Source organism: Chromobacterium sphagni (assembly GCF_001855555.1).
In the GTDB taxonomy this organism is placed as follows: domain Bacteria; phylum Pseudomonadota; class Gammaproteobacteria; order Burkholderiales; family Chromobacteriaceae; genus Chromobacterium; species Chromobacterium sphagni.
Genome location: NZ_MKCT01000030.1, coordinates 1 through 22,602, shown reverse-complemented (window position 1 = coordinate 22,602; position 22,602 = coordinate 1). Strand labels below are relative to the sequence as shown.

The window sequence follows — 22,602 nt, the reverse complement described above, 5'->3', positions numbered from 1 at the left end:
TTCCCTGCCGCAGGACGATCATTATTCATTCACCATCGTTATCTCTTCTCGCAAATGAGGCCGGCCCAAGCGAAACCGCCCAATTAACGGTAATCATCGCGGCCTCCAGTGCGACCGCATCGCCTCTGGAATGGCAGCGCTTGCCAGCGATGCGGGCGCCGCCTTGCGCACCGAGGCCAGGCGGCAGCCTTCCAACAGGCGGATATACATCCAGCCGATATCAAATTCCCACCACTGGATGGACAATTTGGCCGATGCGGCATAGGCGTGGTGATTATTGTGCAGCTCTTCTCCTCCTATCAGCACGCCCCAGGGAACGATGTTTCTCGAATAGTCATCGGTGGCGAAGCGGCGATAGCCCCAATAATGCCCGGCACCATTCACCACCCCGGCGGCAAACACCGGAATCCACAACATCTGCACTGCCCATATGCTCAGCCCGATCGGGCCGAACAGCAGCAGATCGGCCAGCAGCATCAGGCCGACGCCCAGCTGCGAGTGGCGCGCGTACACGCGGCGCTCCAGCCAGTCATCCGGCGTGCCTGCGCCATATTTGCCGAGCGTGAGGGCGTTACGGCTTTCCCGCCGGTACAGCTCGGCTCCCTCCAACAGCACCGTCCAGACGCCAAAGCGGCGCGGACTGTGCGGATCGGCCGCAGTATCGGTTGTCGCATGGTGCTTGCGATGGATCGCGGTCCACTCCCGGGTCACCATGCCGGTGGTCAGCCATAGCCAGAAACGGAAGAAGTGGCTGGCCAGCGGATGCAGCTGCAATGACCTGTGGGCTTGATGCCGGTGCAGGAAGATGGTGACGGCGGCGATGGTGATGTGGGTCAATCCAAGCGCCGCCAGCGCGTTTCCCCACCATGGCAGATTCAGCAGGCCTTGTAGCATGGACATTCCTCCTTCGCCGCATCATGCGGCGACTGGCAACGCTTGCCCGCCGGCAGACGCAGCCGATCACGGCCTGCCGCGCGCCGCCGCCTCATATCTGCGTGGGCGCCGCCGCGCCTTGGGCGTGGTTGGCCTTTGCCGCCGGCTGCGACCGGTTGGCCGACCGGCTTCTGGCCGCAACGGCGGCCAGCGGATTCATGCTGTCCACCATGGAGCTGGGAATCAGGATGGTGGTGCCTCGCTCCTTGGTGGTTTCATAGATGATGTTCATCGCCCGGAGCTGCAGCGCCGCCGGATGCCTGGCATAGACATTGGCGGCTTCGACGAACTTGTGGGCGATCTCGGCCTCGGCCGAACCCAGAATGATGCGGGCCTGCTTTTCCCGCTCGGCCTGCGCCTGGCGCGACATCGAATCCTGCAGCGCTTCCGGGATGGCGACATCGCGGATTTCCACCGAACGCACCGTGATGCCCCATTCGGCGGTTTTGGCGCCTATCTTCTGGCACAGCGCCTGGTCGGTGCTCTGGCGATCGCTCAACAGCACGCCCAGCATCGACGAGCCTATCATTTCGCGCAGCGAGGTCTGCGCCACCCGGTCTATCGCCTGGCGGTAATCGGTGATGGCCAACGCCGCCTTCTGCGCGTCATGCACGTGCCAGAAGATGATGGCGTCGACATTCACCGGCACGGTATCGCGCGTCAGCGCCTGCTCGGCATTGAAGGCGGTGGTCTGGATTCTCTCATCGATGGTCGCCACCACGCTGTCTATCACCGGGATGATCAGGAACAGCCCCGGCCCGCGCACGCCGCGCAGCTTGCCTGCGCGCAGCACCACGCATTTTTGCCAGGTGTTGGCCATGCGCAAGGCTTGGTACACGATGGCCGCAAGGCACCAGCAGACGATGGCCAGCGCCAGATAACCGGCTAAATTGGCCAGTATGCCCAGCGCGATGATGATGGTGACGATGAATAAGGTAATGGCGTTCATGCCGCGTTCCTTTCCTGTGGCCCGGGGTAGACGGTATCCCTGTTTCCCAGCATCGGCGCTTTTGCCGCCACCCATCTGTACGCTGGCGCACACAACATCATGTGCGCGCTGACCTTGTTCTCGCGGCCGCCGCCGGACCCGGACGCCTTGGATATGACCTGCCGCCGCCGCAAAGGAGATAGCCAAAGCGATGTCGGCTTGCAGGCCTGATCGGCCGCTCAACCAACCGCCTCATCGTTCTCGATAGCCATGGATGGAAGCAAAGAGCTTGCTCATGCGGCGGACCGCGGGCAAGGCATCGGCGCTTGCTGCCCCTCAGCCAGGAGGAATTTAACCGCCCAACTGCCTTTGCCGGTTTTCCTGCTGTTCCTGCGCGGCGCGGGACAGCGTTGCGGTGGGACAGGCCAATAGGCGCTCCATGCCGATAGGCTCGCCGGTTTCCTCGCATCTGCCGTAACAGCCGTTGCGGATGCGTTGCAATGCCTCGTTCAGCCGCTGCAACTGCCATTCTTCCCGGCGACGCACGGTTAAATTCAGCAAATACCCTTCCTCGTGCTGGACGCGGTCGCTGGCGCTGCCATCCGAATCTCCGAGGAACTCCCGCAGATGGTTTTCCGTTTCCTGCCGCGAACGCAACAACGCATCGCGCGCCTGGAGCAGTTGCTGATGCAGCAGAGCCAGTTGCTGCGGCGACAGGTCGGCGTCAAGCCGGGCAGCTTCCGCATCGGCAGTGGATGCGCCTAAAAACGTGGTGTCCCGCATGGCGGCACCTCCTGCTTATAGGGAAAGGGACGGCTGGTCGGCGGCGTTAGAACGCCTCTCCGTGCGAGCCTCTTGCTGACTGGTTTCAGTCTCCATCCTCAACGCCTCGGTTTCCGCCATCTCGTAAAGGGGATAAATCCGGCATAACGGCGATGGCTGGCCAGTTTGGACCGACCAGCCGACAAAATACCCGGCCGCGTTGCGCACGCATTCAATATGGTATCTGCGCATGAATTGCTCCTTGCTCTGATCAGGCCTTGCAGGTCTGCGCGAATAGATGGCTACCCGCAGGAGTCCATCCGATCATGGGCAAACTTAATAGGCGCCCAATCAAATCGTCTGTTCGATTGCGCGCATATGACAATGTCAAATTAAAGTACGGCGCCATGCGCTTTGCCGCACGGGAATGATTACGGTCGGCAAGCGGCCATTTTTCATTCGCCCATCAAATAACCGTTTTGACCAAACAGCAAGGATTAGGCCGCATCCCAAGTCGCAAGCCACGGCAAACGCCATGGATCTGGTCTTGCGGGATTTGCAGTTTTTCATCAAGGCACTCCCGCGATAAGTTTCGGCCGGCGGAGCGCATTGGAATCCCCGGAAATTGCGAACTATAAGCGGAGGTTTTCATCTGGCGCCGGCTTCTACGTATAAACACCATAACGGCGCTCGACCATTGCTCTTAACATGGATTGTCATATTATTGATATGCACATAGGGATAGCATCTGATTCCGTTTTCACCAGATGCGCCCAAGGCGCTTGCGCTTAATCCACAAAATGCGACACCGGGAATACTTTCCTGCCGCATCTGATTTAAACCCATGATCTGACTGGATTTTAAGCCGCTTGCACAAATGGGAAAGACCGTTCCAAAAGGCATGACTGGCGACGCTTCGCGCTGCTAAAACGTAATCGCTGTCCTAACGATCAGTGAATTCCGGGCCTAGAAGGTTTGAGCTCCGCACCAACGCCGAATATGATGCTCGCTGGGCACTCGCCCGTTACATGGATAGGATGGATACGCAATGGCAACCGGTACCGTTAAGTGGTTCAACGACGCAAAAGGGTTTGGCTTCATCACTCCGGATGAAGGCGGCGAAGACTTGTTCGCTCACTTCTCCGCAATCAACTCCAGCGGCTTCAAGTCGCTGAAGGAAGGCCAGCGGGTGAGCTTTGACGTGGTGTCAGGCCCCAAAGGCAAACAGGCCTCGAACATCCTGCCCCAGTAAACCGGCAGCGATTAAAAAAACCGGCGATCGCCGGTTTTTTTTCGCCATGGATATTTTGCCCGGCGTCAGTCGCCGGCATAAGGGCTGGCCGCCTGCCATTCTCGCGGCAAGGAAGAGACGTTAGGCGCCACAGCAGGGCTGTCCGAGCAAGGTGGCCTCAACCGCCTCGTCCCAGGGGGGCAGCGGCTCATGGCCAAGACGCGCCCTCAATTTGGCGCTTTCCATCCGGATGGGCTGCCGCCACAGATAGCGCATCTCCTGCAGTTCCTTGAACGTGGTGTTGAAAGGGGAGGCTAATTTCAGCAACCACCACGGGAAAGCCGAAACTTCAGGCGCCGCGCCGCCATGCCGCGCCGCAACGCGGCATATCGCCAGCACCATCTGCCGACCGTCGCGATCCCAATGTCCTGCCATGTGAAAGGTCTCAAAAGGCTGCGATGCGTCCCGTGTTTCAATCAGCGCAACCATCCCCCGCGCCACATCGGGGATGTAGGACCATTGATGGTCTATGGACTTTCTCCCTGGGTAACGGATCCTGTCCACGGCTTGGCGCGGCTTGATCAAGCCCTGGGCAAACCAGTTGTTCCCGGCCTGTGGACCGAAGAAATCCCCCGCCCGCACAATCAGCGCCCGGCCGCCCTGCTTGGCGAGCGACCGCAGGCGGCATTCCAGCTCAACCCGTATCCGGCCTTTTTTTGTCGGCGGATAGGGCTGGGACTGGTGTTGTTTACGCGCACCCGAACAGGGCTGATGCCAACCGATGCCGCACATGCGTTACGCCTGCACGCGGAGGAGATGGAAAGCGTCGCGGCGACGCTGGCGCGGACTGCAGCCAAGCAGGGAGACGGCATCACCGGCGTCGTGCGCGTGACCGCCAGCGAGGTCATTGGCGTGGAGGTGCTGCCGCCGATCATTGCAGCCTTGCGCGATCAGCACCCGGGACTAAAGGTCGAGCTGGCGCTGAGCAATCGGATGCAAGACTTGCTGCGGCGCGAAGCCGATATTGCGGTGCGCATGGCGCGTCCGGAGCAAGAGCAACTCATCGCGCGGCATATCGGCCGGATTGAACTCGGTTTGCATGCGACGCCCGAGTACCTCGACAAGCGCGGCACGCCAGACAGCACCGGCCAACTCGCCGAACATGCGCTGATCGGTTTCGATCACGCCACCCCATTCATTCGCGGCGCGGCCAAATCCGTACGGGGATTCGACCGCGAGCGCTTCGCGATCCGAACCGATAGCGACCTGGCGCAACTCGCCCTGATCCGTTTCGGCGCCGGCATTGGCATTTGTCAGGCGCCCATCGCAAGGCGCGCGGCCAGACCGCTCATCCGGGTTCTGCCGGATCAATTCGCTCTCCAGCTTGATACCTGGATCGCCATACATGAGGGCCTGCGCCATAACCCTTCGTGCAAGACGACGTTTGATGCGCTGGCTGCGAGTGCGCGTGCTGACGGGCACGGCGACGCCATGATCGCCCCCGCAGGCAACTGAAAAAAGCCTGCCCCTGAAAGGATGGCTTTTCAACAACCTTGCATCCCGGCAAGCCCCAGGAGGCCAATCCGGCCATCGCGCTTTGCATCTGCGCCGCCCCCCATCCAAGATGAAACTATCGCTGGCCTGACCGTTCCGCCTTTCCGGCATCCCGCCAGCCATCCGCCCGCCAAGAGCCGCGCCGGTCCGGCGTCCCAAATTGATACGTGACAACCTCGGCAACAGGGTTTTCGCCATGAACAGACTGTTTGTGCCTGCCGTCAGGCTAATGAACCGCTTGCGCTACCCGCAGAAATTTGCCCTGATCGGCCTGGTTGCCGCGCTGGCGGTGGCTGCGGCGCTGTTCGGCATCTACGCGATCCTGAACCGCCAGATCACCATCGAGCAGCGGGAGATCGCCGGAACCGAGCTGTTCGCCTCGGCGCAGCGGGCGCTGCAGCAAATCCAGTTGCATCGCGGCCTGTGCGCCGGCAGCAACGGCGGCAGCAACGGCGGCAGCATCGCGCTGAGGCAACGCCTGCGGCAGAGCGCACTCCAGGTCGACATGGCGCTGGCGGCCGTCAACCGGCAATTGCGGAACAGCGGCGACAATCCGGCGCCGTGGCAGCGGCTGCAGGACGCCTGGCGCGATTTGAAGCCGCAATGCGGACGCCTGCCCCCCGCGGAGGACTTCAACCGGCACAGCCGCCTGATCGACCAGCTGCAGCGCTACAGCGTGACCTTGGCCGATGAATATGCGATGACGCTGGACCCGGTGGTGGATAGCTACTATCTGCTGGAAACGGCGGTAAACAAATACCCCGATCTGCTGGAACAGCTTGCCCAGTTGCGCGGCATGGGAACCGGCGCGCTATCTGCGCGCAGCCTGACTCCGCAACAGACAGGAGAAATACAAGCCCGCTTGGCCGTGGTGGCGGAAGCCCGCCGCCACCTGCAGAACAATATCGCCACCGCGGCCCGTTTCAATCCCGCCATCGCCGCGGAGATGCAAAACGCCCTCGATCAGACCAACGCCGGCATACGGGTATTGCACGACGCCTTGCTCCGCGATGTGCTGGACCGCCGCTTCGCCACCACGCCGGAACATTTCTTCGACCGCACCACCCGCCTGATCGATGTCGGCTACCAGCAGTTGTTCAGCATCATCCTGCCTACGGCGAGAAACATACTCGAGCAGCGGATACGGCATAGCCGCCAGCAGCTGTGGCTGACGCTGGCCGGCGCGCTATTGATCCTGCTGCTGCTAGCCTATCTGTTCTGCAGCGCGTACTACGCGATGATATCCAACATTTCCGACTTCTCCGCCATGGCCGGACGCATCGCCAGCGGCGAGCTGGACGGCCGGGTGGAGCTATCCACCCGCGACGAGCTGCAAGACATCGCCGCCGCCTTCAACCAGGTGACCTTGTCCCTGGCCGCGATCCTGACCCGTTCCCAGCGGCGGATCACCCTGAACCTCGCCATGCAGCAGGCCAGGAGCATCGAGGAGATGGGCTTGTGCCTGCTGCATACCGTGGCGGAGATGCTGGCCGCGCGCAAGTTGCATTTCGACTTCCGCGATGACGGCGCCGCGCAGCTGCTGCGGGTGGCGAGCCTCTGCGAGGCATCCGGCCAGGCCGACGACGGCCAGTTGCATCGCTACACCCTGCCCATGATCAGCGATGGCGAAACCATAGCGTGCCTGGAGCTGGAAACGCCGGCGGCGCTGACCGAAGCCGAGCGGAGCGCGCTCAACGAGCTGCAACCCGGCAGCAAGCCGAAAGCCTGGCGGAGCGCGAGCACTATTTCCGCGCGGTATTCCACAACTCCGGGGTCGGTTTTTGCAGCCTCACCGCCATCGGCCGCATCGTGATGGTCAATGACCGGCTGTGCGGCTATCTGGGCCGCAGCGCCGAGCAGTTGGTAGGCAGCGACATCCAGCAGTGGGTGGCGGCGCAGGATCAGGCCGCCATAGCAGAACTGCTGGCCCTGCACCTTGCCGGCGGCAACCCCGAAAAAAGCCGCGAAATCCGCTTGCGGACCGCGCGCGGCTCGCATTGCTGGGGATCGGCCGACAGCATGGCGGTCCGCGCCGCGGATGGAACGCTCAAGGAAATCGTCGTGTCCTTTCTGGACATTACCGACCTCAAGGACACCGAAGCCGCGCTGCGCACCGCCAAGACCGCCGCCGAGGAAGCCAGCAAGGCAAAGTCGGACTTCCTCGCCAATATGAGCCACGAGGTCCGCACCCCGATGAACGCGGTGATAGGCCTGAGCCAACTGCTGCTGCAGACCGAACTGACGCCGCGGCAAAGCAATTACCTGGAAAAGATACACAACTCCGCCAAGGCATTGCTGCGCATCATCGACGACATCCTCGATTTCTCGAAAATAGAAGCCGGCAAGCTGCAGATCGAACAGGTGGATTTCTACCTGGATCGGGTGATCGAATCGATGTCCGACCTGTTCGAACTCAAGGCGGAAGAGAACGGCGTCGAGCTGCTGTTCGACATCGGCGCCGATATCCCTATGCATTTGCGCGGCGATCCGCTGCGGCTGGGACAGGTGCTGATCAATCTGATCGGCAACGCCGTCAAGTTCACCCGTAACGGCACCGTGGTGATCGCGGCCACACAGGTGTCGGAATCGGCGCAAGGCTGCCTGCTGCGGTTTGAGGTGCGGGACAGCGGCATAGGCCTGAGCCCAGAGCAATGCGCCAAGCTGTTCCAGGCGTTCAGCCAGGCCGACAGCTCCATCACCCGCCAATACGGCGGCACCGGCCTTGGCCTGGCCATCAGCAAGCGGCTGGTAGAATTGATGGATGGAGAAATCAGCGTTGCCAGTTCCCCCGGCGCCGGCGCCGCTTTCAGCTTCACCGCCCGCTTCTCCTGGCCGGAACAGCGCGCGGCGGAGTTGCGCGAGCTGGTGCAGGACCTGAGCGGACTCAACGTGCTGGTGGTGGACGACAACCCCAGCGCGCGGGAAATTCTGCAACATATCCTGTCCACCTTCACCTACCAGGCCCGCGCCGCCGAATCCGGCGCGCAGGCGCTGGCAATGCTGGAGCGCGAGGCCTTCGACCTGATCCTGCTCGATTGGAAAATGCCGGACATGAATGGCCTGGAAGTCATGCGGCAACTGCAACGCCGCGCCAATCCGATGCCGGCGGTGATCATGCTGTCTGCCTTTGCCCGCGAAGAGGAAACCCGTCTTGCCCAGGCGGTAGGCGTGCGCCACTTTCTGCACAAGCCGGTCAACGCCTCGACGCTGTGCGACGTGATCCTGGAGGTGTTCGGCAAATCCAGGGTGCAGCGGACGAGCGTGGAGAAAGCCGCCCCATCGGACCTGCGCCGGCTGACCGGGCGACGCGTGTTATTGGTCGAGGACAACGAGATCAATCAGGAAGTGGCCACCGCTCTCCTCTCCCAGGCGGGCATCATGGTGGAGATAGCCAATCATGGCCAGGAGGCGCTGCAACAGTTGGCGTCCGGCCCCCCGGTGGAGCTGATATTGATGGACCTGCAAATGCCGGTGATGGATGGCCTGGAGGCCACGCGCCGGATTCGCGCGCAGCCGGCATTCGCCGCGCTCCCCATCATCGCCATGACCGCCAACGCCATGAGCGGCGACCGCGAGCGCTGCCTGGCCGCCGGCATGAACGATCACATCGCCAAGCCGGTGGATGTGGATGAGCTGTACCGCCTGTTGTTGCGCTGGCTGGCGGGAGTGGAGGCCTCCCCCTCCGCCATCGCCGGCATGCGGTTGCCGCCAAGCGAGCCTTCAACCGCGCGGTTGCCCGATATAGAGAACCTGGACGCCGAACTGGGACTGCGGCGCACCGGCGAGAATCTTTCGCTATACCTCAAAGTGCTTGGCCGGTATCTGGACAGCAACGCCACGGCGGCTCACGACCTCAAGACCGCGTTCTCGGCGCAAGACTACGCCTTGGCCGGGCGCCTGGCCCACACGCTGAAAAGCCTGTCGGCCAGCATAGGCAACGAGGCATTGGCGAATGCGGCGGCCGGCCTGGAAACCAGCGCAAAGCAAAACCGGCAACCCGATCCGCAAACTCAACACCGGGCCTTCGCCTTGTTGGAAGCCCTGCTTGGCAGTTTGAGGCATTTTCTGCAAGCTGCCCCGCAAGACCCGGCGCCCGGCGCAGAAGCCGATTGGCCAGCGCTGGCGCCGGAGCTGCAACAGCTGGCGCGCCTGCTGGCCGCCGACGACAGCCAGGCCATTGCCTGCCTGGAAGCCCTGCAGCCGAAAATCGGCTCGCCGCCGCCTTCCGAGGCCTGGAGCGCGCTGCACAAGGCCGTGCTGGACTACGAGTTTGAGGCCGCGTTGCAATCCTTGCAGATGGCCTGCCGGGAGGTGGGCGTGGCGCTGGCGCCGGATTGAGCAGGCGGCATGGCAGGAACCATGCCGCGCAAAGCATTTACTCAGGGCTGGGCATTGAAATGACAAGCAGCAAAGCGGCCATCCTGGTCGTCGACGACATTCGGGAAAACATAGATATCCTGGTGGGCATTCTCGACGCCGAGTATCAGGTCAAAGTCGCCCGCAATGGCGAGAAAGCCTTGCGCATCGCCGCGGCGCAAGCCCCGCCGGACCTGATCCTGCTGGACGTGATGATGCCTGACATGGACGGCTTCACCGTTTGCCGCCAACTGAAGGCCGCCCCCCGAACCGCCAGGATTCCAGTGATCTTCGTGACCGCCAAGGATGAAATCCAGGACGAAACCCTGGGTTTCGAACTGGGAGCGGTCGACTACATCGCCAAGCCGGTCAGCCCGCCGGTGGTGCTGGCGCGCGTCAAGACCCACCTCGCACTGCAGGATCAGAAGCGGCATCTGGAAAGCCTGGTGCAGGAACGCACGCTGGAGTTGAACGAAACCCGGCTGGAAATCATCCGCCGTCTGGGACGGGCGGCAGAATACCGCGACAACGAAACCGGCCTGCATGTGCTGCGCATGAGCCACTACAGCCATCTGATGGCCTTGGGCGCCGGGCTGTCGACCGACGAAGCGGAACTGCTGCTGCAGGCGGCGCCGATGCACGATGTCGGCAAGATCGGCATTCCCGACCATATCCTGCTCAAGCCCGGCCCGCTGGACGAGCGGGAATGGCAGGTGATCCGCAAACACCCCTACATCGGCGCGGTGATCATAGGAGATCAGCAAAACGAGCTGCTGCGCGCGGCGCACACCATTGCCTACTCCCATCACGAAAAGTGGGACGGCTCCGGCTACCCCAGGCGCCTGCGGGACGAGGATATCTCGCGCTGGGCGCGCATCGTGGCCATCGCCGACGTCTTCGACGCGCTCACCACCAGGCGCCCCTACAAGCCGGCCTGGGAAACCGCGCGCGCGCTGGAGCACATCCGCGCCGACGCGGGAAAGCATTTCGCCCCCCGGCTAGTCAACGCGTTCTTCGAGGTCTTGCCCGATATTTTCCAGGTCATGGCCAAATACGCCGAGAGCGAACCGCTGAATGTGAAAGCGCCGTAAAGGCCGATTGCCTGGAGGGGAGAGGCGCAGAAGCGGAGAGCCGACAGGCCACTGCCCCTCCCGGCCTCCTATTTAGCTTACAAGGCTTCGGGATCGATATCCGCCACGCTGTCGAACACATAGTCCGGCTGATAGGGGAATTGCTCCATCGAGGCGCGGGTGGACACGCCGGACAACACCAGCGCGGTGCTCATGCCGGCCTCCAGGCCGCCGACGATGTCGGTGTCCATGCGGTCGCCTATCATCACCGCCTCTTCCGGATGCACCCCCAGCTTGCGGGTGGCCAGCATCATCATCAGCGAGTTGGGCTTGCCGACGATGTAAGGCTTCTTGCCGGTGGCGGCCTCGATGGCGGCCAGCAGGGTGCCGGCCGCCGGCTCGTAGCCGCCGCCCTCTATCGGGTCGATCATGTCCGGATTGGTGCCGATGAACTTGGCGCCCTGATCGATGAAGCGCACCGCCTTCTTGATCTGCTCGAAGCTGAAGGTTTGCGATTTGGCCACCACCACGTAGTCGGGATGGGATTCGGATATGGAAAAGCCCACCTTGTACAGCTCGTTGATCAGCCCCGCCCCGCCCACCACGTAGGCGGTAGGCATCTCTTTGCGGGTCTGGCTCTTCAGGAACATCGCCGTCGCCATGGCACTGGTAATGAAATTGTCTTCGGTGAGGCCGCTGATGCCCAAGCCTTCCAGTTTCAGCCGCAGATCCAGCGGGGTCTGCTCCGCATTATTGGTGAGAAACAGGAAGGGCGTGCGGTTTTCCACCAGGCGGTTGATGAATTCGCGCGCGCCGGGGATCAACTGCTTGCCCCGATAGATCACGCCGTCCATATCGGAAATGATGCTCTTGCTCATGCGGTGTATCCAGAACACGAGTGCCAACTGCGCGGGCACGGCCGCGGGCTGCGGCTACGCCGCCGCAAACGCCACAGCATAGCATGGCCGCAACGCGGCTTTATTGCGCCAGTTGCCGGCAGCGCCGCATCTCGAAGGGTTCCTAGCCTTGCCGCGTAGTCTCTTCCTTGCGCGGCAGGCTGCGCGGGGGTGTTTATGCACCGCCGCAACCCGCATCGCATCCACAACGTGGGGGCGCCGCTAAGCTTCAGCTAAGTCTGCCCTGCTAACTTGGGACCATGGCCCGCGCCGAAACTTGCGCGATCTGCCGATGTCGGCGCGGACCAGGTGGAATTTGCAGCCGCCCAACATCCCGCGCTTTGCGCGATTCCTTCGGGAGACACCATCATGTCGATCACACCTATTGCCACGCAGGCCCCGGTCCCGCCATCTCAAACCGCAACAGCCGAGGCCGCCACGCCAGCGCCGGCCGCCGACCCCGCCAAGGTCCAGTTGCAGAATGCCCCGCCAGGCGCGGTCCAGGACAAAGTCACCATCAGCGGCGCGGCCAGAGCCTTGCAGGAGGCGACGGAAACCGCCGCGCAAACGGCCAAGGAAGCCAACAACGGCGACCGCCAGGCGCAACGCAAGCTGGCCGCGGAGGAGGCGCGGCGCGGCGTCCGCTAGCCCGGCCTTGCTCGATATGGCCGGCGCAAGTTTCAACCTTGCGCCGGCCGCTTGCTCTTTATCCAGCCCCGGTTTTGCCATGTGTGCGCTTTTCTTGGAGATGCGACGGCGGCCTGAAGCCTTGCGCCCCGCTCTCGGCCTCAACTCGCCGCAAAACGCGGCAGACGCGGCGTGGCCTGATGGCGGCTCCGAAATTGCCGGCAAACTTGCCAACAGGCGGCGGAGCCAGCTAAAAACAGCGGCAGGCGCTTGCGAATCTCCGAGGGACTATGCGCGTATTGCTGGTAGAAGACGATCCGATGATAGGGGAAGCTATCCACGCCGCGCTCAAGGACGCCAGCTACGCGGCGGACTGGGTGCGGACCGGACCGCGCGCGCAGGCCGCGCTGGAATCCCACGGCTATGATCTGGTGCTGCTGGACCTCGGCCTGCCGGGTAAAGACGGCCTGGAAGTGCTGGCCGGCATCCGCGCCCGCGCCAACCCGGTGCCGCTGCTGATCATCAGCGCCCGCGACAGCCTGGACGACAGGCTGCGCGGCCTGGACGGCGGCGCCGACGACTACCTGCTCAAGCCCTTCGCCATGGCCGAACTGCTGGCGCGCATGCGCGCGGTGCTGCGGCGCAAGGCGGGAAGCGCGTCCTCCCGGCTCGGCAACGGCACAGTGTCGCTGGACCCCGCCACCCGCGAAGCCACCGTCGTCGTCGGCGGACCGATCCAGCTCTCCAACCGGGAATTCTCCCTGCTGCAGGCCCTGCTGCTCCGGCCCGGCGCCATCCTGTCGCGCAGCGAGCTGGAAGCCCGCATCTACGGCTGGGGCGAAGAGGTGGAAAGCAACGCCGTCGAGTTTCTGATCCACTCGCTACGCCGCAAGCTGGGCAACGCCGTCATCAAGAACATCAGGGGAGTGGGATGGACAGTATCCAAAAACAGTTGAGGGAGTCGGTGCAGTTCAGGCTGTCGCTCTCCCTCGCCACCCTGATCCTGCTGCTTGCGCTGGCCGCCGGCGCGTTTTCCTTCACCGCCGCCTACAACGAGGCAAACGCGCTGCAGGACGATGTGTTGCGCCAGGTGGCGGCGCTGTTCAACCAGCAGCACATCCCGCTGGCGCACCAGGCGAATCGCCGGCTGGAGAACTGCAACGAGGAGTCGCGCGTCGTCATCCAATATCTGTCCGATAGCGGCAAGGCCAAGGCCGACAGCGACGCCGGCACGCTGCTGCCGCTGCCGACCTCTCTGCCCGATGGGCTGCACACCCTGCAGATCAACGGCGAGTCGTTCCGGGTGCTGCTCAAGACCACGGTGGGCAAGGAGCGGATCGCCGTCGCTCAGGAAACCGGCCTGCGCGACCAGATCGCGCGCGACAGCGCGCTGCGCACGGTGATGCCCTTTCTGGTGCTGGTTCCCATGCTGCTGTTGGCGGTTTCCCGCCTGGTGCGCAAGATTTTTCAACCCATCGCCGTTCTCTCCGGCGAGATAGACCGCCGCGGCGAGCTGGAGCTGCACCCGGTAGAGACCGCCGAGCTTCCGGCCGAAATCCGCCCCTTCGTGGTGGCGATCAACCGTCTGCTGGAGCGAGTGGCGCAAATGGTGGAAAACCAGCGCCGCTTTGTCGCCGATGCCGCCCACGAGCTGCGCTCGCCGCTGACGGCGCTGTCGCTGCAGGCCGAGCGGATGGCGCAAACCGACATGCCGCTCCCGGCGTGGCAAAGGCTGGAGGCGCTGCGACGCGGCATCGAGCGCGGCCGCGTTCTACTGGACCAATTGCTTGCGCTGGCGCGCGTTCAGGCGGCACCCAAGCTGGCGCACGCTCCGGTGTCCGCCCAACAGGTGTACCGGCAGGTGCTGGAAGACCTGTTGCCGCTGGCGGAGGCCAAGCGCATCGACATCGGCGTGGAAGGGGAGCAAGACGCGCAAATCGCCCCCAGCGAGCTGGACTTGCTCGCCATGGTGAAAAATCTGGTCGACAACGCCATCCGCTACACCCCGCACGGCGGCCGGGTGGATCTGGAAGTGGTGCTGTCCGGCGGCGGGGCCATGCTGCGCATCGTCGACTCCGGCCCCGGCATCCCGCCAGAGGAAAGAGACCGCGTCTTCGACCCGTTCTACCGCGCGCTGGGCACCGATCAGCTGGGCTCCAGCCTGGGGCTTTCCATCATCAAGGCGATCGCCGACCGGATCGGCGCCGACGTCCGCCTGGACTGGGCCGATCCAGCCGCATGCGCCGGCCTCTGCGTCTGCGTGGCATTCCCGCCGGCGGCGCTGGCCGCATGACGACAACCCAGAACTAGCGGGCAACGGGCAGCTCGATGGCGACCGCCAGCCCGCCGCCGGCGCGGTTGGCCGCCACCACGCTGCCGCCATGGGCCTGGACGACGCGGCGGGCGATGGCCAGCACCAGGCCGTAGCCGGCGGAGGCCGGGCGCGAGCCGCTGCGGAAGAAGGGATCGAAAATGGCGGCGAGGTCGCAGTCGAACACGCCGGGGCCGCGGTCGGCGACGGTGACGCGCAGCAAGCCGCTGTCCAAGCCCGCGGCAATCTCCACCCGGCTGCCGTCCGCGGTGTGGCGTCAAACTGACCGAGGCGCAGGAGGACAAGCTGTTCGAACTGTCGCTGGCGCAGGCACCGGCTGGCGGCAAAGCTTGCCGCAGCGCGCCAAGCCATTGCCTTACAAGGGTCTTAACGCGGCTTAACAGCCGACAAGCCCAAGCAGAATTTGCCGCCGGCCGCCGCCGCGCCGACAACGCCATTTTCAACCTTTTCTTAACGCAGATTTACCAGAATTTACCGAAATTAACCTCAATCCATGCCGCTTCAGGCCGATTTCTTGCTCAGAAGCGGTCAGCGATTTCCGCCCGCCTCAACGCGGGCGCCGCGCAGGAGCGCCGGCCACCCGGACCGGCCATTCGTTCCAATGCATGAGGAGCACAATATATCCATCAGCAGCGTTTCCAACTCGAACAGCTGGATCTCCCAGCTCAGCCAGCTCAATAGCACCAGCCTGTCGGGCAGCGCCGACGGCGTCGGCATGCCTCCGCCTCCCCCTGGTCCGCCGCCCGGCGGCGGCCTGATGAGCGCGATCGGCCAGCCGCTGGAACAGATCGGCGTCGGCTCGTCTTCCGATACGTCCTCGTCGTCCGCGTCCACCGCCTCGTCGTCGGACAGCGCGGACGATTCCGCCTTATCCACTTCGTCCAGCCAGGATCCGCAACAGGCGCTGGCCGCCTTCATGCAGAACCTGATGGCGGCGCTGCAGCAGAGCTTTCAGAGCCTGGTGCCGGCGCTGGGGGGCTCCAGCAGCGGCAACGCCACGCTGCGCGGCTTCCTGCAAGCGTTGGAAAACACGGTGCCGGGCGGCTCCTCGTCCACCGGCAATGTGGTGAGCGCCAGCGCCTGAGCCATGTCGCGGGGCCGCGTCCGCGCGGTCCCAGCCATAGCCAGCCACAACAGTCTCCAGCCTGATTCCCCTCCTCCGGCGGCAACCGCTGACAACTCGCCCACTCCCCGGCCTTGCGCCTGCCGCTCTCCGGCGGCAAACACCTCATTCATGCGAAAATCATTTTAATGTTAATATCCCACCGCTGAAACTTAAACAAATCCCAGCAGGATAAATTCAAATAAACTTTAAATAAAGACTGTACTCATTGGAACAATAATTGCGAGATGCGCATATCGGAACAGAATCGAACGCTCTTTGCTGCTTCGCCAATGACTCAGCCCCGGAAGCAGAGAAATTCGTCAATCCAAAGAAACAGCCCCCCACCCATAGGCCAAACGGGATTCTTATGGAAAACATAAATTTTCAAAGCGATATTTTCTATGCCACCAACCCCTCATTCACCTCCACCAATCACATTATTGAATTTACCAAGCCACTAAAAAGCTTAAAGATAAATTACTTCACGTTTGACCGGCACTACAAAGACAATTCCAGAGTGGTCTTAACCAATTCCGCGGACTGGATAAAACACTATTGGCGAAACGAAATGTATCAACATGCCATCTTCGAGAACAACCCACTCAGCTTCTCGGATGGCCATGTATTCTGGAACTGGCTCAATCGCGAACCCATATATTCAGCCGCCAGCCAATTTGGAATCGACAACGGCATCACCATGATCGAAAAACACATGGAATACACCGACTTCTTCCACTTTGGCTCCATCAACGACAATAGCGTAGACAATAATCACATCATGGGGAAAATGGCCCTGCTGCATCAGTTTATCTCTCTGTTCAAATATAAAATGCAGGACATGATAAACGATGCGGGCAAAAATAGAATCTACGTACCGGACTTCAAGAAAAGCCTGACTCTCACTCAGGAAGGTGAAGTCAATAATGAAATTGTCGGCGCTGACTTTTACAAACTGATCAATCGGCGTGATGTTTCCAGAATCTATCTGGGCGAAGAATACAATAATGCCTACCTGACTAAAAAAGAGGTGGAACTAATGAAGGAGCTGACCGGCGGCAGCTCTTGTTCGGAGGCCTCAAGTAACCTGGGGATTTCCAGCGACGCCGTGAACAAGCACATCAAGAACATCAAGGATAGGCTGAATTGCCGCACATTGTGTCAACTTGGATTTGTAATGGGCAAGCTCAGCTCAAAAAACATATATCCATTTTTAATAGCAGACAGGGGTTGAAAAATGAAAATCTGGCTAGATACGATAGACTTTGACGTCATCAAAAATGCGCAAGAACTCGGCATTTTGGCAGGCGTGACCACCAATCCGGCGATACTCGCCTCCGCCGACATGAACATCGAACATGTCATCTCAACGCTGCTGGAAATCCAAGATGGCTTGGTGGCAGCCCAGGTCACCAGCTGCGAACTGCCGGGAATGCTGGTCCAGGCGCGCAATCTGGCAAGCATCAGTCCCCGGATGGTCATCAAGATACCGGCGATACATGATGGCTTCAAAACCATATCGATACTGGAAAAGGAAGGCATCGCCACGCTGGCGACAACCATCTTTGAATCCAGGCAAATCATGCTGGCAGGCATGGTAGGCGCCAGCTACGCCGCGCCATATGTAAACCGGATTGAGCAATCAACCGGCAATGCCTTCTCTATTCTGCGGGAATCGCAAGAGATACTGGATAAATACAACTACACAACCACCATCATGGCCGCCGCCATCAAATCGGTGGAGCAATGCGTCCGCTGCGCGCAGCTTGGCATAGGCGCGATCACCCTGCCATCTGAAACATACAATAGTCTTTTCTCTTCCAACGCCGATATCGATGACAGCCTGGAAAAATTTGAATCCGCATGGGCATCCAGCGACTTTACCGCCAAGTCCAGCCTGTTCAAAATCTAAACCCATACGGATTGCAACCCATGAGCCGCTCATCAAGTCAAGAACTGATTCTCAAAAAACCATCTTCCTGGTCACCTGCACATTTTTCCTCTGGGGCATGTCTTACGGATTGCTTGATGTTTTGAACAAGCACTTTCAGGAGTCGATGAACATCAATAAAGCGCAGTCCGGGCTACTGCAGCTATCCTATTTCTCCGCCTACTTCGTCATCGCGCTTCCCGCGGCGGTTTTCAACAACCGGTATGGCTATAAAAAGGGATTGATCGCAGGATTGAGTTTGTTCGCAGCCGGCGCGCTGCTGTTCATCCCCTCGCTAAGAGAAGGCAGCTTCAACTATTTCATTTCCGCGCTGTTCATTCTGGCATGCGGACTAGGTTTTCTCGAAGCGACCGCCAATCCTTACATCACCCAGCTGGGTAGTCAGCATCAGTCTGAAAAAAGATTGAACCTAGCCCAATCGTTTTGCGGACTCGGCACCATAGTCGGCCCGCTGATCGGCGGCGCGCTATTCTTCAGGATAGGCGGCCATGCCAGCGCGCAATCGCAGCACGATACGGTCATGCAAGTCTATATATGGATTTCGGTCTTCGTCGTCCTGCTTGCCGCCTTCATCGCCCGGACCGAAATGCCCGAGGCGGTAAAATCTGCAGAGAACGAGTCGGAAAAAACAGCGTCCCTTCTGGGAAACGGCAGGTTCGTAGGCGGGGTGCTTGCGCAATTTTTTTATGTGGCGGCACAGGTCGGCATCGGCGCGTTCTTCATCAACTACGCCACTGAAAATCACACCGGATTGTCCACCAAGGATGGCGCGTGGCTGCTTTCCGTCGCCATGATGCTGTTCATGGCAGGTCGGTTCGTCGGCACCTACGCCATCGCCCACCTGCCGTCGCAGCGCTTGCTGGCCGGCTATGCGCTCGCCAATATTGTCCTGTCGATTATCGTTATCTTTTCCGCTGGCAAGATCTCCATCATCGCACTGATGGGGCTGTTCTTCTTCATGTCCATCATGTATCCGACGATATTTTCCCTGGCTATCAAGGATGCCGGCGCCAAAACCAAGCAGGCCGGCTCCATTTTGACCATGGCGGTCAGCGGCGGAGCAGTTTATCCCTATCTGATGGGATATATCGCCGACCGGCATAATATTGCTTATGCGTACACACTGCCGCTGGCAAGCTTCGTGGTGATATTCCTGTATGGTTTGCATCTGGAAAAAAACAAAGCGCTGCGGCCAATTCTGGCTACTGCGCAGTGATGCTCAATCAAACATTTCACCATCAGACAGACGCAGGCATGAATTAAGCGATAAAGCATATCGACATGATTGAAACGATAGCCATCTTCGATGGCTATCTTTTATTCCCACCTCATTAAATTTACTACAGAATTCTGTACTTATTCTCTCCGGTCGAATACGGTATCTTCCTGCATGTTTCCAAATTCATGGCCTATTCATCTTAAATTAGCCCGCATGGAACAACCCTTTTTCAAACCATCTCAACAAGAACAACACCATGGGAAATTCAGCGCTTCTACAGGCTTGAGGTGCAAGCAATGGAACTTAGAAACCTTGTCAGAAAAATAGAAGACGACGACTTCGCCGTGGATCGCATTCAAGGCGACTCGGTCATCATTACCCGGCCGATCATTCTGGGGGAGAAAAACTCGGAATGGGAAGGCTCGCCCATTTTCAACCGGGAATACCTGATTGATCTGATCGCCATAGGCCTGGCCTATCAGGTTTTGAATCATTCAGACCTGAACGCCGCGCTAAACAGGGCCAATGCCTTCTCCTGAGCCGAACTGAACCGCCAGGACGACATCCGCCGGCCCCGGCCGTTGATTCAATCGAGTAAACTTCCGCTTGCGTCGAAAAACGGGTATGGCCCTTGCGCCAGATCGATACAGGACTGGTGCGAAACCAGGCCCTGGCCCGGCCGCCACAGATGCAGCATGAAGCCGCCCGGTTCCAGCACATAAGCGGACGGGCCGTCGGCGCGCAGGTCCAGCGCCACCTGGTGGGCCGGCGCCGGGCTGGTGCAAGCCAGCGTGCCGGCGAAACGCGCCTGGATGGGCCGGTGCAAGTGGCCGCACACGATCCGCTCGACATTGGGCCAGGCCGCCACCCGGCGCGCCAGCTCGGCCGCGGCGTCAGGGTCCAGGCCTATCGCGTCCATGTGGGCGATGCCGGTCTGGAACGGCGGATGGTGCATCGCCAGCACCACCGGCCGGCCGGCGCTGGCGGCCAGCAGCGCGTCCAGCCAATCCAGCCGCGCCCGGCACAGCATGCCGCCGCTGCTGCCCGGCTGCAGCGTGTCCAGCGCGATCAGCCTCACCTCGCCCACGTCCAGCGCGTACTGGATGAACTCGGTGTGGCCATGCAGGTAATCATGATCGGCGAATACCTGGCGCAAGGTGTCGCGGCGGTCGTGGTTGCCTGCCAGCAGCGCATAGGGCATGGCCAGCCGGTCCAGCAGCGGGCGCAGCGCCTGGTATTCTTCCAGCGCGCCGCTGTCCACCAGGTCGCCGGTGGCCACCACCCAATCCGGCCTGGGCTCCAGCGCGTTGATGCGTTCGACGCAGCGCTGCAGCGCGCCGGCGGTGTCCACCTTGCCATAGGCGAACTTGCGATCGCGCTTGATGTGCAAATCGGAAATCTGGCACAGAATCATTGCGCCTCCTGCCGGACCGCGGGATTGGCGTGCCACGCTTCAGGAAGCAGCCGGATGCCTACGGCGTCTCCTGCGCGCGGCGCGCGGCGGCCGGCCACGTCTATCAGCAGCGGGCTGGAGCACACGCCGGTGACGGTTAGCCGGGTGCGCTCGCCCAGGAACACCGCCTGCGCCACCACGCCGCGCAGCCCGGCCTCGTCCGCCGCCACCACTCGCGCGTCCTCCGGGCGGAACCACAGCTCGCTCGCCGGCGCCGCGCCCGCCGCCGCCGGCAGACGGCCGCCGGCGCAATGCAGCGCGCCCTCGCGCCAACTGCCGTCCAGCCGGTTCATGGTGCCGATGAAGCCGGCCACCGCGGCATTGGCCGGCTGGTAGTAGATTTCCCGCGGCGTGCCTGTCTGCTCGATACGGCCGGCGCTCATCACCACGATGCGGTCGCCCAGCGCCATCGCCTCGGCCTGGTCGTGCGTCACATAGACGGTGGTGACGCCCAGGCCGCGCAGCAGGCCGTCCATCTCGCCGCGCAGCGATTCGCGCAGCTGGGCATCCAGCGCGGTCAGCGGCTCGTCCAGCAGCAGCGCCCGCGGCTGCGGCGCCAGCGCGCGGGCCAGGGCCACCCGCTGGCGCTGGCCGCCGGACAATTGGCCGATGGCGCGGTCGGCGAACTCGCCCAGCCGGGTCAGCTCCAGCAATTCGTCCACCCGGCGCTTGACCGCGTCCTTGGCGGTCTTGCGGATGCGCAGGCCGTAGCCTATGTTCTCGCGCACGCTCATATTGGGGAACAGCGCGTAGCTCTGGAACACCATGCCCACCTGGCGCGATTCTATCGGCAGCCAGGTGACGTCGTCGGCGCCAAACAGTACGCGACCGCCGGCGTCGGGCTGCTCCAGCCCGGCGATCAGCCGCAGCGTGGTGGTCTTGCCGCAGCCGGAAGGCCCCAGCAGCACCAGCGTTTCGCCGGCGGCGATCTTGAGGTTGACCGGCTCCAGCGCCCGCTGGCCCTTGGCATAGCTCTTGGCGCAGTTTTCCAGCGTGATTTCCAGCGAATCCAGTTTCATGCGGATTTCCTTGCGTCCGCGCCGCAGCGCTGCATCAGCACCAAGAGCGGCACGATCATGATGAAGAAGATCAGGGTATAGGCGCTGCCCACCTCCAGCCGCATCGAGGCGTAGGCGTCGGCGAGCCCCACCGGCAGCGTTTTGGTGGCGGGGGTGTGCAGCATCCAGGTGAGGTTGAATTCGCCTATGGACAGCGTCACCACTGTGAGCGCGCCGGCGATGACGCCGGGGCGGATATTGGGCAGCACCACGGTGAGGAAGCGCTGGCGGAAGGTGGCGCCCAGGCTGGCAGCCCCCTCCTCCAGCGTCTTCAGGTTCTGGCTCAGGCAGATGGCGGCCACCGCACGCACCATGAAGGGCAGCGTGAACACCACGTGGCCCGCCACGATGAACAGCCAGCTGTTGCGAAAGGCCGTGAAGCCGCCGTACACCACCAGCAGGGCCAGCGCCGAAGCCAGCCCCGGCACCGCCACCGGCAACACCAGCAAGCTCTCCAGTAGCCTGGCCAGGCGCCTGGGCGAACGGGTGAGCGCGTAGCCGGCCGGCACCCCTATCGCCAGCACGATGGCCAGGGTGGCCAGCGCGATGCCCAGCGACAGGAAGATGGCGTCCCGGTACAGCTCCCACACCTGCGCCACCCAGCGCAGGGTGAGTCCGCCGCGCCAGCCCCGGAAATAGTTGTCGGTGACGCCGGCGACGATGGACATGGCGATGGGCACCAACAGGAACAGGCTCATCAGCACGGTGACGCCTGCCTGCAGCGAAATCAGCAGTTTTTTCATGATGGATGCCCCCGATCAGGCCGCGGCCGCCGCGCCGTCGCCGCCGAAGGCGTGCGCCAGCGCCAGCGCCGCCCAGGTGGCCGCGCCCAGCACCACGCTCAAGGCGGCGGCGGTCGCCAGATTGGCGTTGAGGGTGAACTCGCTGTAGATCGCCATCGGCATCACGTTGATGTCGGTAGCCAGCGTGAAGGCGGTGCCGAAGGCGCCCATCGAGGTGGCGAAGCACATCGCGCCGGCGGCCAGCAGCGCCGGGGCCAGCGCCGGCAGCACCACGTCGCGCTGGATCTGCCAAGGCGCGGCGCCCAGCGCGCGCGCGGCTTCCTCCAGCGTGGCGTCCAGCTTTTCCGCCGCCGCCATCACGGTGAGGATCACCCGCGGAATGGAAAA

The 22,602-nt window shown here is 62.1% G+C and carries 22 protein-coding genes and 1 pseudogene; 13 read left to right on the top strand and 10 right to left on the bottom strand.

From position 1 onward, the window contains the following. Window positions 1-93: 93 nt before the first annotated feature. The 3 genes from BI344_RS13315 to BI344_RS13305 all read right to left on the bottom strand — a co-directional run bounded on the left by BI344_RS13315 (window position 94) and on the right by BI344_RS13305 (window position 2,644). Window positions 94-894, bottom strand: coding sequence for a DesA family fatty acid desaturase (locus tag BI344_RS13315; RefSeq protein ID WP_083338988.1), 801 nt, complete (start codon window positions 892-894; stop codon window positions 94-96). Between the two features lie 91 nt (window positions 895-985). Next, window positions 986-1,882: a slipin family protein gene (locus BI344_RS13310; protein ID WP_071113385.1), complete on the bottom strand. Its 897-nt coding sequence runs from the start codon at window positions 1,880-1,882 to the stop codon at window positions 986-988. A 330-nt stretch (window positions 1,883-2,212) separates the two neighbouring features. Continuing rightward, window positions 2,213-2,644 carry a TraR/DksA family transcriptional regulator gene (locus BI344_RS13305; RefSeq protein WP_071113384.1) on the bottom strand — a complete coding sequence of 144 codons (432 nt, stop codon included), beginning with the start codon at window positions 2,642-2,644 and terminating at the stop codon, window positions 2,213-2,215. Between the two features lie 1,027 nt (window positions 2,645-3,671). On the opposite strand from BI344_RS13305, the gene BI344_RS13295 reads away from it, so the two are divergent. Next, entirely contained in the window at window positions 3,672-3,875 is a 204-nt protein-coding gene (locus BI344_RS13295; protein WP_071113382.1) for a cold-shock protein, read from the top strand. A gap of 120 nt (window positions 3,876-3,995) precedes the next feature. Here the strand turns inward: BI344_RS13295 and BI344_RS13290 are convergent, their stop codons facing one another. Then, on the bottom strand, window positions 3,996-4,646 hold the full coding sequence (locus BI344_RS13290; protein WP_071113381.1) for a Rossmann-fold NAD(P)-binding domain-containing protein: 651 nt from the start codon (window positions 4,644-4,646) through the stop codon (window positions 3,996-3,998). Between BI344_RS13290 and BI344_RS13285 the strand changes: the two genes are divergently transcribed. From BI344_RS13285 to BI344_RS13270, 4 genes are all read left to right on the top strand, one after another. After that, window positions 4,626-5,369, top strand: coding sequence for a LysR substrate-binding domain-containing protein (locus BI344_RS13285; protein WP_083370211.1), 744 nt, complete (start codon window positions 4,626-4,628; stop codon window positions 5,367-5,369). The two genes, BI344_RS13290 and BI344_RS13285, sit on opposite strands and share 21 nt — an antisense overlap. Before the next feature lie 235 nt (window positions 5,370-5,604). After that, window positions 5,605-7,221, top strand: coding sequence for a HAMP domain-containing protein (locus BI344_RS25340; protein ID WP_083370207.1), 1,617 nt, complete (start codon window positions 5,605-5,607; stop codon window positions 7,219-7,221). After that, window positions 7,134-9,746 carry a response regulator gene (locus BI344_RS13275; protein WP_241499351.1) on the top strand — a complete coding sequence of 871 codons (2,613 nt, stop codon included), beginning with the start codon at window positions 7,134-7,136 and terminating at the stop codon, window positions 9,744-9,746. Before BI344_RS25340 ends, BI344_RS13275 begins: the two co-directional genes overlap by 88 nt. Before the next feature lie 59 nt (window positions 9,747-9,805). Further along, complete coding sequence (locus tag BI344_RS13270; protein WP_071113377.1) at window positions 9,806-10,855, top strand: HD-GYP domain-containing protein; 1,050 nt, start codon at window positions 9,806-9,808, stop codon at window positions 10,853-10,855. Window positions 10,856-10,932: 77 nt separating this feature from the next. On the opposite strand, the gene BI344_RS13265 is transcribed toward BI344_RS13270, so the two are convergent. Further along, window positions 10,933-11,712: an HAD-IIA family hydrolase gene (locus tag BI344_RS13265; RefSeq protein WP_071113376.1), complete on the bottom strand. Its 780-nt coding sequence runs from the start codon at window positions 11,710-11,712 to the stop codon at window positions 10,933-10,935. A gap of 387 nt (window positions 11,713-12,099) precedes the next feature. Here BI344_RS13265 and BI344_RS13260 point away from each other — a divergent pair, with 387 nt between their 5' ends. From BI344_RS13260 to BI344_RS13250, 3 genes are all read left to right on the top strand, one after another. After that, entirely contained in the window at window positions 12,100-12,378 is a 279-nt protein-coding gene (locus tag BI344_RS13260; protein ID WP_071113375.1) for a hypothetical protein, read from the top strand. 269 nt (window positions 12,379-12,647) lie between these two features. Next, window positions 12,648-13,313, top strand: coding sequence for a response regulator (locus tag BI344_RS13255; RefSeq protein WP_071113374.1), 666 nt, complete (start codon window positions 12,648-12,650; stop codon window positions 13,311-13,313). After that, window positions 13,289-14,650, top strand: a complete 1,362-nt coding sequence (locus BI344_RS13250; RefSeq protein WP_071113373.1) for an ATP-binding protein — start codon at window positions 13,289-13,291, stop codon at window positions 14,648-14,650. The genes BI344_RS13255 and BI344_RS13250 overlap by 25 nt, the downstream gene beginning before the upstream one ends. A 13-nt stretch (window positions 14,651-14,663) precedes the next feature. On the opposite strand, the pseudogene BI344_RS13245 reads toward BI344_RS13250, so the two are convergent. Continuing rightward, window positions 14,664-14,933 (bottom strand): annotated as a pseudogene (locus tag BI344_RS13245) (sensor histidine kinase); the annotation flags it as partial. A 357-nt stretch (window positions 14,934-15,290) separates the two neighbouring features. Between BI344_RS13245 and BI344_RS13240 the strand changes: the two are divergent. The 5 genes from BI344_RS13240 (at window position 15,291) to BI344_RS13220 (ending at window position 19,500) form a co-directional block, all read left to right on the top strand. Continuing rightward, window positions 15,291-15,773: a hypothetical protein gene (locus BI344_RS13240; protein ID WP_071113371.1), complete on the top strand. Its 483-nt coding sequence runs from the start codon at window positions 15,291-15,293 to the stop codon at window positions 15,771-15,773. A gap of 259 nt (window positions 15,774-16,032) precedes the next feature. Beyond that, a complete protein-coding gene (locus BI344_RS13235) occupies window positions 16,033-17,025 on the top strand; it encodes a helix-turn-helix transcriptional regulator (protein WP_139167017.1) in 993 nt (330 codons plus the stop codon). Between the two features lie 3 nt (window positions 17,026-17,028). After that, the gene (locus tag BI344_RS13230; RefSeq protein ID WP_071113369.1) at window positions 17,029-17,703 is read left to right on the top strand and encodes a transaldolase family protein; all 675 of its coding nucleotides are present in this window, start codon (window positions 17,029-17,031) and stop codon (window positions 17,701-17,703) included. Next, a complete protein-coding gene (locus BI344_RS13225) occupies window positions 17,627-18,958 on the top strand; it encodes a sugar MFS transporter (protein ID WP_083370204.1) in 1,332 nt (443 codons plus the stop codon). Before BI344_RS13230 ends, BI344_RS13225 begins: the two co-directional genes overlap by 77 nt. Window positions 18,959-19,257: 299 nt before the next feature. Beyond that, a complete protein-coding gene (locus tag BI344_RS13220; RefSeq protein WP_071113368.1) occupies window positions 19,258-19,500 on the top strand; it encodes a hypothetical protein in 243 nt (80 codons plus the stop codon). A 47-nt stretch (window positions 19,501-19,547) separates the two neighbouring features. Here BI344_RS13220 and BI344_RS13215 read toward each other — a convergent pair whose 3' ends face one another. The 4 genes from BI344_RS13215 to BI344_RS13200 all read right to left on the bottom strand — a co-directional run. Continuing rightward, window positions 19,548-20,375, bottom strand: a complete 828-nt coding sequence (locus BI344_RS13215; RefSeq protein ID WP_071113367.1) for a phosphodiesterase — start codon at window positions 20,373-20,375, stop codon at window positions 19,548-19,550. Further along, complete coding sequence (locus BI344_RS13210; RefSeq protein WP_071113366.1) at window positions 20,372-21,433, bottom strand: ABC transporter ATP-binding protein; 1,062 nt, start codon at window positions 21,431-21,433, stop codon at window positions 20,372-20,374. The genes BI344_RS13215 and BI344_RS13210 overlap by 4 nt, the downstream gene beginning before the upstream one ends. Beyond that, entirely contained in the window at window positions 21,430-22,215 is a 786-nt protein-coding gene (locus BI344_RS13205; protein ID WP_071113365.1) for an ABC transporter permease, read from the bottom strand. Before BI344_RS13205 ends, BI344_RS13210 begins: the two co-directional genes overlap by 4 nt. A 15-nt stretch (window positions 22,216-22,230) precedes the next feature. Beyond that, window positions 22,231-22,602 (bottom strand): ABC transporter permease subunit (locus tag BI344_RS13200; RefSeq protein ID WP_139167016.1); only part of this gene is annotated, 372 nt, incomplete at its 5' end.

Excerpts from the sequence above, each read along its gene's own strand:
- BI344_RS13240 (WP_071113371.1), top strand. The coding sequence starts at position 15,291 with ATGCATGAGGAGCACAATATATCCATCAGCAGCGTTTCCAACTCGAAC.
- BI344_RS13305 (WP_071113384.1), bottom strand. The coding sequence starts at position 2,644 with ATGCGGGACACCACGTTTTTAGGCGCATCCACTGCCGATGCGGAAGCT.
- BI344_RS25340 (WP_083370207.1), top strand. The coding sequence starts at position 5,605 with ATGAACAGACTGTTTGTGCCTGCCGTCAGGCTAATGAACCGCTTGCGC.
- BI344_RS13270 (WP_071113377.1), top strand. The coding sequence starts at position 9,806 with ATGACAAGCAGCAAAGCGGCCATCCTGGTCGTCGACGACATTCGGGAA.
- BI344_RS13295 (WP_071113382.1), top strand. The coding sequence starts at position 3,672 with ATGGCAACCGGTACCGTTAAGTGGTTCAACGACGCAAAAGGGTTTGGC.
- BI344_RS13250 (WP_071113373.1), top strand. The coding sequence starts at position 13,289 with ATGGACAGTATCCAAAAACAGTTGAGGGAGTCGGTGCAGTTCAGGCTG.
- BI344_RS13220 (WP_071113368.1), top strand. The coding sequence starts at position 19,258 with ATGGAACTTAGAAACCTTGTCAGAAAAATAGAAGACGACGACTTCGCC.
- BI344_RS13310 (WP_071113385.1), bottom strand. The coding sequence starts at position 1,882 with ATGAACGCCATTACCTTATTCATCGTCACCATCATCATCGCGCTGGGC.
- BI344_RS13255 (WP_071113374.1), top strand. The coding sequence starts at position 12,648 with ATGCGCGTATTGCTGGTAGAAGACGATCCGATGATAGGGGAAGCTATC.
- BI344_RS13260 (WP_071113375.1), top strand. The coding sequence starts at position 12,100 with ATGTCGATCACACCTATTGCCACGCAGGCCCCGGTCCCGCCATCTCAA.
- BI344_RS13230 (WP_071113369.1), top strand. The coding sequence starts at position 17,029 with ATGAAAATCTGGCTAGATACGATAGACTTTGACGTCATCAAAAATGCG.
- BI344_RS13265 (WP_071113376.1), bottom strand. The coding sequence starts at position 11,712 with ATGAGCAAGAGCATCATTTCCGATATGGACGGCGTGATCTATCGGGGC.
- BI344_RS13225 (WP_083370204.1), top strand. The coding sequence starts at position 17,627 with ATGACAGCCTGGAAAAATTTGAATCCGCATGGGCATCCAGCGACTTTA.
- BI344_RS13210 (WP_071113366.1), bottom strand. The coding sequence starts at position 21,433 with ATGAAACTGGATTCGCTGGAAATCACGCTGGAAAACTGCGCCAAGAGC.
- BI344_RS13215 (WP_071113367.1), bottom strand. The coding sequence starts at position 20,375 with ATGATTCTGTGCCAGATTTCCGATTTGCACATCAAGCGCGATCGCAAG.
- BI344_RS13285 (WP_083370211.1), top strand. The coding sequence starts at position 4,626 with ATGCCAACCGATGCCGCACATGCGTTACGCCTGCACGCGGAGGAGATG.
- BI344_RS13290 (WP_071113381.1), bottom strand. The coding sequence starts at position 4,646 with ATGTGCGGCATCGGTTGGCATCAGCCCTGTTCGGGTGCGCGTAAACAA.
- BI344_RS13315 (WP_083338988.1), bottom strand. The coding sequence starts at position 894 with ATGCTACAAGGCCTGCTGAATCTGCCATGGTGGGGAAACGCGCTGGCG.
- BI344_RS13205 (WP_071113365.1), bottom strand. The coding sequence starts at position 22,215 with ATGAAAAAACTGCTGATTTCGCTGCAGGCAGGCGTCACCGTGCTGATG.